The sequence below is a fragment of the Shewanella sp. 433 genome, assembly GCF_059338565.1.
The window spans coordinates 3,816,941-3,829,778 of sequence record NZ_CM181703.1; the positions used below are offsets into that span (position 1 = coordinate 3,816,941).

The window sequence follows — 12,838 nt, forward strand, 5'->3', positions numbered from 1 at the left end:
AGAATTGATGTAGGTCAACATCAGCAGCGAAAAAATCAGTTAGGAGTCCCAAGTATGAAAAATCTCGCTATTGTGCAGTTGCCGTTGTTCTTGTTATAAAAACATATTCATTATTAACGATACCCATCATGGCCAATATCAGTGCAGCAACGCCGCAGTTACAGCATTTCTATATCTCTGAAGAGCAATCCATCTATCTGCTCAAGGCCGATGATGCGCGCAAACATAGAGCCTGGATCCGCCTATGCAAACAGCAGTTATTCAAATTAGGCTACCAAGAGATAGAGTTAGTCGGTAAAGGTGCTTACGGCTTTGTTTTTGCGGGGGTTGATGCCCAGCATAATGCTCACGTATTTAAATTTTCACGCATGACCCTGCCGCAACACATTCAAGACCGCCTCGAAGAGGAAGCCTTTATGCTATCGCAGGTGACCCACCCCAATGTGCCACCTATGATTAAATTTGAGCGTGTGGGCAAACAGGGCATTTTAGTGATGGCAAGGGCTCCTGGAGAAGATCTCGATAAACTCTGCCTGCGCAGGGGCGCACTGCCAGTGGCGATGATCATGAGCATTGCTCGGCAACTCGCTAATATCGTGCAGTATCTGCATCATGGCCGCCCCCTTGTCCATGGCGATATTAAACCTTCTAACTTAGTTTACGATGTTGACAGCCAGCATCTGTCATTAATTGACTGGGGCTCGGCAGTCTTTGCTCAGCGTGATGGCGAGGGCAATCCGGTTAATGGCAATGTGATGGACCTGCTCTCAAATGATCAACAACATACTAATGCACGCATGGGGGATGTCTATTTCATCGGGGAAGAGCAACTCAATGGCACATTGTCGAGCCCAAGGTTCGACGAGCAAGGGGTTGCAGCCACCTTATACGCTTTAGCTTCGGGGCAAGCTAGCCGCTTTGGCAGCAAGGTGATCCCCGCCGCCAGTATCGGCTTGCCCATTGAGCTTGCCCGCACTTTAGATGGCATGCTCAGTGACGACCCCAAAATTCGTAATCAAGCTGGCGACTATTTTCTCAAAAGCATGGCCCATAGCCATCGATTACATCTACCGGAGTTACCTCAACCGGCCCTTAAACCGGACATTCCGGTATGGTCTCTGCCCCGCAGCAAGGAGGTCGAAACTGTCAGTTACAGCTCGCGTAAATCGTTTCTTAAAGAGCACAATAGTGACGACCCCATCGCAAAGATGGACGATCTACAGCTTGAGAAATACTATCGCAACTTTATGGCGGGTATGGGTGATACCGAAAAAGGCTTTATCGCCGCCGTTGGCCGAGTCGGGCAATATTCAATCGTCGGCGGACTGGCGATTCATTGGCAAGAGTCTGGCGTATATATCGACTCCAACCTCGCGACCTATAACAGTGAGGAAAAAGCAGCATTAGTGCGGGCGGTGAATAATATGGTGACCTTAGCGCGGGGAATTCGTCGCATTGGGGTGTTTAAGGCCTGCTTCTTTAATGCTCGAGATACCTTGCATCTTGAGCGCAGCGATACCAGCCAGCCCTTTAAGCTCAGCCCAGATCAACAGCTTCCCTTTGAAGTGGGTGATGTGCCCTCATTAGAAGATAAGTCGCGGCTACACTCATATTTTGAAGATGGCCGCGATCCCGATGAAAACCTCGAACTCCCTAAAGCGATTATGACTGAGTTGGGCTGGATAAATCAGATTCATCACACTGGCTGTATTATTTTCGAAGTACTGCCTAACCACATGAAAATTCACAGCTATTTACGCTTACTCAATCCTAGGAAACAGGCGGCATTTCGCGCCAGTTTGGACAGGATCTTAAGCCATGTAGATAAAATACAGGGCAAAGGGGTCTCTGGTTTTATGAAATTACCTTATAAAAATACTCGCCGTTTTAACCATATCGACAGTAAACCCGAGCACTTTTACCCTAAAAACCCTAAGGCGCTAGGTGCAGATGATTAGTGTTTCGGAGACTGTTTATCGTCATCCTTTGCACTATCTTGTTTATCGTCCAGGCGATGAGTATCAGTCTCATCCTGCTTGTGTTCATAATCGCCATCGAAAGTATTGCCTTTATCCCCTTTAAAGGGATCATCACCAAAGGGCGAGCGCCCATTGGCTGAGTCATGAGGATTAAAAGGGCCTTGACCAAAACTGGCGTGAAAGCCACCTTGGCGTAGCACTTTCAATTGCATACGTTTATAGAGTAACCCCGCCAGTGGGATACGCGTAATAGGAGTCAGCAACAGTAAACCGATAAAGTCAGTCACAAATCCAGGGATCAGCAGGAGCAAACCAGCAATGGCCAGCATCATCCCTTCGACAATCTCCTGCCCTGGCGCCTCCCCTCGTGCCAGCTTTTGTTGCACCTGCATGAGGGTGTGGATCCCTTGACTACGGACCAAGGACACCCCAACCACCGCCGTCAATAAGACTAATCCAACCGTGGTCCAACTGCCTAAGGCTTCACCGACACGGATCAGTACGTTTAACTCAATGACTGGCACCAGTACAAAGATCACTAATAGAATAAAAAACACACTGACCTCACTAAATAATTTTTAATTCATTGAAAACTAAATGGGGGTGAAAGGGTCTACTTTCAAGTCGGGCAATTACCCCTAGCGGTAAAGCCTGAGCAAATTAGCTGGGATAATCTCACTATTTTAAGCGTCGTTTAATGCAACGAGGCAGTAAAAGTCGTAAAGTATCCGCCATTGAGAGTGACGCTGTTATGTGCCGGCCAGTCAGTAATAAACTGAGCATTGACCACTACAACATAAAATCACAACCGAAGAAGACCATAATACCATGCATGATACTTGTTTATTAGTCATGACAACGTGCCCAACCCAAGACAGTGCGATCGCCATCGCGCGCGCTTTAGTGGATACCAAGCTCGCTGCTTGTGTGCAACTGTCCGCTCCGGTGACGTCGGTGTACCTTTGGCAGGACAGCATTTGCGAAGAGCAAGAGATCTCGCTGCAAATCAAATGCCTCAGCCAAGCCTATGATGCAGTTGCTGAACTGATATTAACTTTGCATCCCTATGATGTGCCAGAACTTATCGCTACCGAGATAGCTTATGGCTCTGCTGCTTATTTAGATTGGATAAAAGAAACCACACAAATATGAAAAAATTACTGTTCATCGCTCTCGCTTCATTTCTATTGCTTGCCCCCAGTGCACATAGCGAAGGCATTTTCGGCGCCAATAAATTCGATTTTCTAAAGGATGAGCCCAAGCTAATGCCTGTGGATGAGGCATTCGTATTCGATTTTAAACAACAAGACCAACGCCTTGAGCTCAGCTGGGTGATTGCCGATGGCTACTATATGTATCGCGACAAACTTAAGTTTGAAGCGGACGGCGCCACGCTTGGCGAAATACAACTCCCCCAAGGCAAAACCCATACCGATGAGTATTTTGGCGAGCAGCAAGTATATTACGCTTACGTTGAAATCCCGGTGGCCATTAAACAGGCGGCTAACAATGGCACGCTCAGCGTAACCTTTATGGGCTGTGCCGAAGGCAAACTCTGTTATCCGCCCACCAAGCGCAGTGTACAGCTGAGTGACGTCGCCGCTAACGAGGGGATCTTACCGGCAAGCGATAATGTCACGACTGGTACTGCGGCTAATCACTCGCCAGCATCTAATACGCCTATCACAGAACAAGATTCACTAAGCCAGATGTTATCGGGCGATAACCTACTGTGGACCTTAATCATCTTCTTTGGTTTAGGCATTGGCCTCGCATTAACTCCCTGCGTATTCCCCATGTACCCTATTTTGTCGGGCATTATTGTCGGTCAAGGTGAAAAACTATCAACAGCCAAAGCGTTCAGCTTATCGATGGTTTACGTTCAAGGTATGGCAATCACCTACTCCTTACTTGGCCTTGTTGTTGCCTCCGCGGGAATGAAATACCAAGCCGCGTTGCAACACCCTGCGGTATTGATTGTATTAGCCATGTTGTTTTTCGTGCTCAGCTTATCCATGTTTGGTCTATACGACTTAAAACTACCCTCGAGCTGGCAAGAAAAAATGAACCGCTTCTCCAATAATCAAAAAGGCGGCAATGTTGCTGGCGTGTTCTTGATGGGCGTGATTTCTGGTTTAGTCGCCTCACCTTGTACCACTGCGCCACTCTCGGGCGCACTGGTGTATGTGGCGCAGACTGGCGATCTACTGCAAGGCTTTTTGGCGCTATATGTGTTGAGCATGGGCATGGGCTTACCACTACTGATCATTGGCTCCTCAGGTGGCAAACTCCTGCCAAGAGCCGGCGCATGGATGGATGTGATAAAAACCATCTTTGGCTTCCTGCTGATTGCCGTGTCCATCATCATGCTAGGCCGTATCTGGACCGGGCTCACCTCGGATGTCCTATGGGCACTGTGGGGCGTGAGCTTGGCCGGTTACCTGATGCACCAAAATAAACTGACTGAATTTAGCTGGAAGCAAACCGTTCGTTCGGTATTACTATTATTGATGCTGTTAGCTAGCTTCTCTTACGGCTTCCAAGCGGTCATGACAAGCCTGGGTTTCCAAGCGCATAACGGCAATCAAACCAGCAATCATATGGTGAGCCACAAAACCATCAAGTCACTGGCCGACCTGCAAATTGAAATTGAGGCCGCCAGTGCACAAGGTCAACCTGTGATGCTCGATCTCTACGCCGATTGGTGCGTCGCCTGTAAAGAGTTTGAAAATATCACCTTTAAAGACGCCGCTGTGCAGCAACGTCTCGCCCAAATGGTATTTTTGCAAGCCGATGTGACTAAAATGGATAAACTCGATGTGGAGCTGTTAGAACATTACGACGTGTTAGGCCTTCCTAGTCTGTTGATGTTTGATGCTCAAGGGCAGTTGCGTGACGAGCTGCGGGTCACAGGTTTTATGAAGCCTGCGGCATTTGCCAGTCACCTCGATCTCGTCCTAGAGAAATAACCGCCATAAGCCACTGATGATATCTATTTTTTAAAAACCTCCTTCGGGAGGTTTTTTGTTATTCGCCAGCAAGCAATAGCGTCTTACCACGGATAAAAGTGGCTCTGTACAGTGATTTTTTATTTATTGTTAATCTAAATCTTATATTATAAGTGCTGTTTAGTGTCATGGAACACACCTCATCCCCCAAGGAGCAACATGGAACCCGCCATACTCATCATTACCTTAGCCTGTGGCATCTTAGTTAGTCGTATCGGATTACCCCCCTTAATAGGCTATTTAGTGGCGGGCTTTATGTTGTTTTTGTTTGGCCTAGATGAAACCAGCTTGCCACTGTTGGAGCAGCTCGCCAATTTAGGGGTCACGCTACTGCTATTTGCTATCGGGTTAAAGCTGGATCTGCGCAGCTTATTTAAAGTGGAAGTGTGGGCAGGCTCCAGCCTGCATTTAATTGGCTCTATGCTGTTTTTGGTGCCGCTACTCAAACTACTAGGCTTAATAGGACTAGAACAACTGAGTGGCTTAGATCTAGAGCAATTGGCCCTACTCGCCTTTGCCTTGAGCTTTTCAAGTACCATTTTTGCCGTCAAAGTACTCGAAGATAAAGGTGACATGCAATCCCTTTATGGCCGAGTCGCTATTGGTATTTTGATCATGCAAGATATCTTTGCGGTCGCATTTTTGACTATATCCAAAGGTGATATCCCCTCCATCTGGGCGCTGAGTTTGCTGTTATTACCCTTTGCTAGACCACTTATTTATAAGGCATTCGACCGTGTGGGTCACGGCGAGCTGCTGGTTCTCTTTGGCCTAGTCATGGCCTTAGTGGTAGGCGCGGGCCTATTTGAATTGGTCGGTTTAAAACCGGATTTAGGCGCCTTGGTTGTTGGTATCTTACTAGCAGGACACGCCAAATCATCGGAACTGGCTAAATCATTATTTTACTTTAAAGAGCTATTTTTGGTCGCCTTCTTCTTAACTGTCGGTCTAAATGGATTACCTAGCTTTAGTGATATTGGCGTTGCCGCGCTGCTGGTCTTGGTGATACCGATTAAGATAGTGCTCTTCCTCTATCTATTGACCTACTTCAAGCTGCGCTCGCGCACCTCATTGATGACCTCATTTAACCTAGGTAACTACAGTGAGTTTGGCCTCATTGTGGCCGCTGTTGCCACCAGTAAAGGCTGGTTACCGGCCCATTGGATGGTGATTTTAGCGGTGGCATTAAGCCTTAGCTTCCTCTTTGCCGCTCCGCTAAACGCCGCTTCCAGCCGTTTATATCAAAAGTACCAAAGTCGCCTACAGAAGCTAGAGCGCCATCCACTGCATCCTGAAGACAGACCAATACGCGTCGGTAATCCACGCTTTCTAATCTTAGGTATGGGCCGAATAGGTTCAGGAGCCTACGACGAGCTAGCCAATAAATTTGAAGGCGAAATTTTAGGAATTGAACATAAACAGGAGTTAGTGGATTTTCATCGAAGCGAGGGGCGAAACGTGGTGCAAGGTGATGCATCCGATACCGATTTTTGGGAAAAGCTCGATCGCGCGCCGAACCTAGAATTAGTGCTGCTGGCGATGCCCCAACATACGGGTAATGAGTTTGCCGTTGAGCAACTTAAGCGTTTAAATTATCAAGGTAAGTTAAGTGCTATTGTACAATACAGTGAAGATGCACTCTCACTCAAAGAGGCGGGAGTCCACAGTGTATTTAACCTCTACGAGGCCGCTGGCGCGGGTTTTGTTGAACATGTTATCCACGAGTTGCAATCGGGCCAGCAACACGACGCGGATATAGTTGTCGAATCCACTAACGCCAGCTAAATATCTAAGCATCGGTTGATATTGGCTACCTGCTATCCCATTGATAACAGGTAGCCAGTGAGCATTTACTGGCACAAGCTATTATTGCTCAGCCCCATTATTTAAGGCTCTACGGCGCAAGTTAATTTCGTCTCCCCCCTGCGCCGATTCCCCCCTTCCCTTAGCATCCACGTTGATCTTACCCACATAGACACTATGATTGACATGATATTCGCCGATAAACAAAAACTGCGTTACACAATCGGTAAACTCATGATATAAAAATGACAAGGAACGAATCACGACCCAATAATGGCGTGAAAATACTGTGACCAGTACTTGGCGCAGAGAGTGATCACCCTTTTCAGAGAAGCTTGATAGCATGGCAAATCCCGCGCAACGCGCCAATAAATTATTTGTGCAAACCTTTGGCACCAATGCTGACGATCTCTATCGTGCCCCAGGACGTGTTAATTTGATCGGTGAACATACCGATTACAATGACGGTTTTGTATTGCCTGCTGCAATTAATTTTCACACCATCATCGCAGTAAAAAAACGCGAAGATGATCGCTTCAGAGCAGTATCCGATGTCTATCCTGGCAAAATTAACAGCTGGCACTTTGGCCAAGAAGGCAAGATGGATCCAGAGGACGGTTGGATAAACTACCTCAAAGGCTTTACTGCCGCGATGGCCGCTTCAGGCTTACCAGCCAAGGGGATGGACATCGCTGTGGTGGGTAACGTGCCTTTGGGCGCAGGGCTATCATCTTCGGCGGCATTAGAAATCGCTTTCGGCACGGCCATCAACGAATGCAGTCAGCTACGCCTCTCTCCGTTAGCCGTTGCTCAAATGGCCCAGCGTGGTGAAAACCAATACGTGGGTTACGCCTGTGGCATTATGGATCAAATTATCAGCGCACTGGGGCAACCCGATCATGCGTTATTAATTGATTGTGAAGATCTCGACAGTGAACCCGTACCAATACCCGAAAGCCTGAGTCTGATCATCGTTAACTCCAATCTCCCGCGCGGTGAAGTCGAGGCACAAGAAGCGATACGTCGTCAGCAGTGCCAACAGGTGGCGGATCACTTTGCGATCGACAGCCTACGTCACTTGGACTTAACGACCTTAGAGACCGCTCGCAGCGAGCTGCCGGAGCTTATTTATCGCCGCGCACGCCATGTGCTCAGCGAAAATCGTCGCACTCAAAACGCCGCCCATGCTCTGCAGGCCGGTAACATTGCCCGCTTAAGTGAGTTGATGGCGCAATCTCATGCCTCGATGCGTGATGATTTTGAAATAAGCTTGCCGGAAATCGACACCTTAGTTGAAATCATCGCTCAGGTTGTCGGCCAACAAGGTGGAGTGCGTATGACAGGCAAAGGATTTGGTGGCTGCGTCGTTGCGCTAGTAGACCATGAACTGAGCGATACTGTGGTGGCGGCGATTGAAGCCCAATATCAAGTGAGAACTGGGATTGAACCGACCGTTTATCTATGTTCGGCCAGTGGTGGCGCTAGCCGCATTGACGAAAGCTGGCTTGAGGGTGAGCTTTATTAAGCGTAAATCCTGTCGCTGAAATATTGTTTTTGCATTCGGCCTTTTAGCTCCTTAACGACAACCGCCAAGGTAATGCTCGAGGGCCGTTAGTCGCAAGTCTGTGCCACAACAGATTTTAGAGACTACAGCAAAGGCAAAATGTGTGGGGAAACAGAGGATAAAGCGTCGTTTAAGGTGAAGGTAGAAATTACTCAACAATAGGCACATCTAAGCGGTTAATCGGGGGTTAATCGATATTGTTAGATAGAGGCCCTAGTTTACACTAGAACCTCATACCCAAATGACAAACACTAACATCAAACCTCATACCTAACTGACAAGCGGGTTGATACAAGCTGACACTTAACTTTCATCGTCATCCGACCAATCATCGAAACCATCATCTATGCTGTCGACTTCCAATTCAACGTCATCATCGTCATCATCTGAATCTAAATCGACATCAATTTTCACTTTCTTTGGCGCCGGTGCAGGCTTAGCATGTATCGCTTCAACCCAAGCAGAATGCTGACGCATAAACTGTTCTCGGGTAACCTGCCATTTAGCATCATATTCTGCTTTAGCGGCTTTGATCTCCTCATCCGTAAGGTCATGCAGGTTTACCTTAACAATATCAACTGCATATTCAATCACGGCATCTCTTGCCGTGTTATAAAGATAAACGCGTCCCGCAGAGGCTTCAGGGAACTCTTTATCATGAATGAGAATGGTGTTACCTCGAGCAGTACGCAGCTCACCATACCAGACAGATTCTTTAGAAGTGTCATACATATATGCTAATACCCTTAAATCAACACATACCAATATAAAATTATTAAGCTGACAATTTCGTTAGCTTAGTCATTGTCATCACTCAGAAATAACCTGCAGCGATGCTTGCGCACATTCTTAATAAAAATCGGCAGAAATCAATAGCCAAATCGATCTATTTCATCTAATTGCTATCAAATTGTGCATTCTGCAGATACTCATATCGAATTTAGCCGATCAAATCAGTTATTCAAGTTTTTTCTAAACACAAGCACCATCAACCTCCTCATCGATGTGGCCTGTTCGCTGCTAGCACTATCCTTGTTCAGCTGCCATATTAAGCACAATTTTCCCGGTATGCTGACCGGACTCCATCAAGCGGTGCGCCGCGACCACATCGCGAAAGGCAAACTCAGCAAACAGCCGAGGCATGAGTGAATGTACCGAGGAGGTTGCAAATAAGGGCCATACTTGCTCACGTAATGCATCAGCTATTTTCGCCTTCGCCGCTATCGATTGTGGCCTGAGTGTCGCGCCAGTCCAAGTAATGCGCTTGGCCATTAAGCGAAACACATCAACATTCGCCGTCACGCCGCGTAACAGCGCTATGGTCACTAAACGCCCCTCCAGCGCCAAGGCTTTCAAATTAAGATTAACCATATCGCCCGAGGCCATGTCGAGCACGACATCGACGCCCTCAGGGGCTATGGCTAAAATCTGCTCCAGTAATGTGTCATCTCGGTAATTAAGCGCGTGATCGGCGCCTAATTCGAGGCAATAATGACATTTTTGCTGGCTCGAAGAGGTGGTGATAACCTTGGCGCCAAATTGCTTAGCCAGAGCGATAGCGGCCGAGCCTATGCCCCCCGAACCACCGTGAATTAATACCGTTTCTCCAGCTTGCAAGCCACCACGCATAAATAGGTGCCCCCACACGGTAAAAAATGTCTCAGGCAGCGCCGCCGCTTGGGCCAAATTAATCCCGTGAGGGATGGGTAAGCAGTGGTCAGCCCAAGTCACCACCAGATCGCTGTAACCACCACCAGGTACCAAGGCGCAGACTTGATCGCCAATACACCACTGCGTCACTGACTCACCAAGGGCGACAATGGTACCCGACACTTCAAGCCCTAACACTGGGCTAGCCCCCTCTGGCGCAGGGTAAAGCCCTTTACGCTGGGCGATATCGGGGCCATTAACCCCAGCGTAGTGTACCTTAATCAATACCTGTTCGGGCGCAGGTGACGCCACCTCCCCCTGAATCAAAGAGATCACCTCTGCCTCGCCAAAGTGACTAACATGCGCCTGCAGGCAAGATAACGTACTTTTATTCATGGGGGATCCTCTTATTCATTGAAATGTCAGTGGCTGGCCTCGATTTAGCTATCTCATTGCATTAAAGTTTGTATCAATCCCTAATAATTCAACCCTCTATATAGCAATAAATTTCACTGTATTAAATCAATCACGTCAAAAACATCATACTTAAAGGGCATAATTACCCACTTTGATATAAATTAAGGCTAATAAAAAACCCAGCTTTTACACTGGGTTCATATATGGTTTGAACTTTAACTTTACAGTTTTAAATAAACCGTCTGCTAAAATGGGATATCGTCATCCCAACCATCATCCAAATCTGGAGTAAAGTTTTGCTGTGGCTGTTGCGGCGCTGGACGCTGCTGTGGTGCCGCTTGTTGCTGCGGAGCCGCTTGAGGCTTAGGTGCATAAGCCGGCGCTGCAGGAGCCGTTTGCTGCTGTGGCGCGCCATAGCCTTGCTGAGGAGCGGCTTGTTGCGGCGCTCCATAACCCTGCTGCTGCGGCGCTGCTTGTTGTGGTGCTGGGCGTGAAGCGGGAGCGGCTGGCTGCTGTGCGTATTGGTTTTGCTGTGGCGCGTAACCACCTGCACTTTGTCCCATACCGCCTTGCTGACCACCTTGACCACGGCTGTCTAGCATCTGCATTTCACTGGCATTGATTTCAGTTTTGTAACGGTCTTGGCCAGTTTGCTGGTCTTGCCACTTACTGGTTTGCAGTTTGCCTTCGAGGTAAACTTTAGAGCCTTTCTTTAGGTATTCACCCGCGATCTCCGCTAAGCGGCGATACATGACGATGTTGTGCCATTCTGTACGCTCTTGCACTTGACCTTGCTGGTCTTTCCAAGACTCACTGGTCGCCACTGTAAAGTTGGCTACGGCATTGCCATTTGGCATGTAGCGTACTTCAGGGTCTTTCCCTAAGTTACCGACCAAAATTACCTTATTGACACCACGACTGGCCATTGAAATCTCCTGCGATATTCTTACAAATCTAATATAAATACTGCTTAACGGGTGAGGTCAACTCAAGTCCCAAACAGTTAATTGACAGAGCCTAACACAGCTCGCGCTTGTCTCAAATCGAAAAGCTCATCAACTTTCAAATAAGCGACTTTCTCCTCAAGTACCACGATAGCCTCGGCTACACCAGGCAGCTGTGACAACTTAGTGGCCATGGCTCTGGCTTCCTCTTTGCCCTCAACTTCGGCTTCTAAGGTGTAGCTCTTTAATAGCACGGGATTTTCCATGCCTAAGGTTAATAGTAACCAAATAAACATCAAGCCTAATGCAACAGCAAATACCCCAGCCGCGCCGACCAATTGGTAAGCTCCGCCGCCAAGCAAGCCGCCACAAAATGCCCCTAGAAATTGGCTGGTCGAATACACGCCCATGGCAGAGCCTTTATCCCCTACCGGACAAAATTTAGCAATCAAGCTCGGCAGTGAGGCTTCAAGATAGTTAAACCCTGTAAAAAACAGCACAATCGCAGCACTGAGTACCACTAAGCTATTTGCAAATAACGCCATTGAAGCGAGCGCTGCCATCATGATTAACAGGGCAATTTGAAAGGTGGCCTTGGTGTTTTTCTTTTTCACGCCGATGATGATCAACGGCACCATAAGGAAAAACGCGCCAATAAAAGCAGGGAAATAGAGCATCCAGTGCTTTTCTTTAACTAAACCCGCATCGACCAAATCCAATGGCAATGCCACAAATACCGCCGTTAACACCAGATGCAAAATAAAAATACCGGCGTCAAGCCTGAACAGCTGCGGATCTTTGAGCATGGCTTTAAGCTTAGCTGGCGCCGCAACCGTATCGCCTTTTGGCGCTTGGCTAATAGGGTTTGGCACCAGCAACTGTACAATAACCATGCCCAGCAAGGCTAAACCTGCTGTCATAGCAAACAGCCCTGAGAGGCCAAGATGCTGCGCGACAATGGGGCCGACCAGCAGCGAAAGCGCAAAGGAGAAACCGATACACATACCGATAATCGCCATCACTTTAGTGCGCTGCTCATCGCGAGTTAAATCGGCAGCTAAGGCTAAAACGGCCGCGGCAATCGCGCCCATCCCCTGCATAGCGCGTCCGGCAACCACCCCATAAATAGAGTCCGCCATGGCTGCAACTACGCTGCCAATAGCAAACACCAACAAGCCAATTAAAATAATTGGCTTGCGCCCATATTTGTCTGACAAGATCCCCATTGGGATCTGCAACACCGCCTGAGTTAACCCATACGCCCCGATGGCAACCCCCACCCATAATGGCGAGAAGCCCTCTAAGTGTTGCCCATAAAGCGCAAACACTGGCATGATCATAAACAAGCCCATCATGCGCAAACCAAATACACTGGCTAACGAAAACGCGACTTTTTTCTCAGTCTTAGACAGTCCATTATTGGCCATTTTTCGCCCTGATATGAATACATTAATAAGCCGTGCATGTTATCAC

At 47.9% G+C, this 12,838-nt stretch carries 11 protein-coding genes; 5 read left to right on the top strand and 6 right to left on the bottom strand.

The window, feature by feature from the left end:
- Positions 1 to 128: 128 nt before the first annotated feature.
- The gene (locus AC5YB1_RS16920) at positions 129 to 1,958 is read left to right on the top strand and encodes a protein kinase domain-containing protein (protein WP_494520108.1); all 1,830 of its coding nucleotides are present in this window, start codon (positions 129 to 131) and stop codon (positions 1,956 to 1,958) included.
- Here AC5YB1_RS16920 and AC5YB1_RS16925 read toward each other — a convergent pair.
- A complete protein-coding gene (locus AC5YB1_RS16925) occupies positions 1,955 to 2,536 on the bottom strand; it encodes an FxsA family protein (RefSeq protein WP_494520109.1) in 582 nt (193 codons plus the stop codon). The two genes, AC5YB1_RS16920 and AC5YB1_RS16925, sit on opposite strands and share 4 nt — an antisense overlap.
- A 271-nt stretch (positions 2,537 to 2,807) precedes the next feature.
- Between AC5YB1_RS16925 and cutA the strand changes: the two genes are divergently transcribed.
- From cutA to AC5YB1_RS16940, 3 genes are all read left to right on the top strand, one after another.
- Positions 2,808 to 3,131, top strand: a complete 324-nt coding sequence (gene cutA / locus AC5YB1_RS16930) for a divalent-cation tolerance protein CutA (protein WP_494520110.1) — start codon at positions 2,808 to 2,810, stop codon at positions 3,129 to 3,131.
- A complete protein-coding gene (locus AC5YB1_RS16935; RefSeq protein WP_494520111.1) occupies positions 3,128 to 4,948 on the top strand; it encodes a protein-disulfide reductase DsbD in 1,821 nt (606 codons plus the stop codon). Before cutA ends, AC5YB1_RS16935 begins: the two co-directional genes overlap by 4 nt.
- A 198-nt stretch (positions 4,949 to 5,146) precedes the next feature.
- Entirely contained in the window at positions 5,147 to 6,772 is a 1,626-nt protein-coding gene (locus tag AC5YB1_RS16940) for a cation:proton antiporter domain-containing protein (RefSeq protein WP_494520112.1), read from the top strand.
- Positions 6,773 to 6,853: 81 nt separating this feature from the next.
- Here the strand turns inward: AC5YB1_RS16940 and AC5YB1_RS16945 are convergent, their stop codons facing one another.
- Positions 6,854 to 7,135 carry a hypothetical protein gene (locus AC5YB1_RS16945; protein ID WP_494520113.1) on the bottom strand — a complete coding sequence of 94 codons (282 nt, stop codon included), beginning with the start codon at positions 7,133 to 7,135 and terminating at the stop codon, positions 6,854 to 6,856.
- Here AC5YB1_RS16945 and galK point away from each other — a divergent pair.
- Positions 7,134 to 8,315, top strand: a complete 1,182-nt coding sequence (gene galK, locus AC5YB1_RS16950; RefSeq protein ID WP_494520114.1) for a galactokinase — start codon at positions 7,134 to 7,136, stop codon at positions 8,313 to 8,315. The genes AC5YB1_RS16945 and galK overlap by 2 nt on opposite strands.
- 342 nt (positions 8,316 to 8,657) lie before the next feature.
- Here galK and AC5YB1_RS16955 read toward each other — a convergent pair whose 3' ends face one another.
- The 4 genes from AC5YB1_RS16955 to AC5YB1_RS16970 all read right to left on the bottom strand — a co-directional run bounded on the left by AC5YB1_RS16955 (position 8,658) and on the right by AC5YB1_RS16970 (position 12,792).
- Positions 8,658 to 9,086 (bottom strand): hypothetical protein, encoded by a 429-nt coding sequence (locus AC5YB1_RS16955; RefSeq protein ID WP_475515782.1) that lies wholly within the window; start codon positions 9,084 to 9,086, stop codon positions 8,658 to 8,660.
- 294 nt (positions 9,087 to 9,380) lie between these two features.
- Entirely contained in the window at positions 9,381 to 10,400 is a 1,020-nt protein-coding gene (locus AC5YB1_RS16960) for an NAD(P)H-quinone oxidoreductase (protein WP_494520115.1), read from the bottom strand.
- A 266-nt stretch (positions 10,401 to 10,666) separates the two neighbouring features.
- Positions 10,667 to 11,347 (bottom strand): single-stranded DNA-binding protein, encoded by a 681-nt coding sequence (locus AC5YB1_RS16965; RefSeq protein ID WP_475515776.1) that lies wholly within the window; start codon positions 11,345 to 11,347, stop codon positions 10,667 to 10,669.
- Between the two features lie 77 nt (positions 11,348 to 11,424).
- Positions 11,425 to 12,792: an MFS transporter gene (locus AC5YB1_RS16970; protein WP_494520116.1), complete on the bottom strand. Its 1,368-nt coding sequence runs from the start codon at positions 12,790 to 12,792 to the stop codon at positions 11,425 to 11,427.
- Positions 12,793 to 12,838 lie beyond the last annotated feature (46 nt).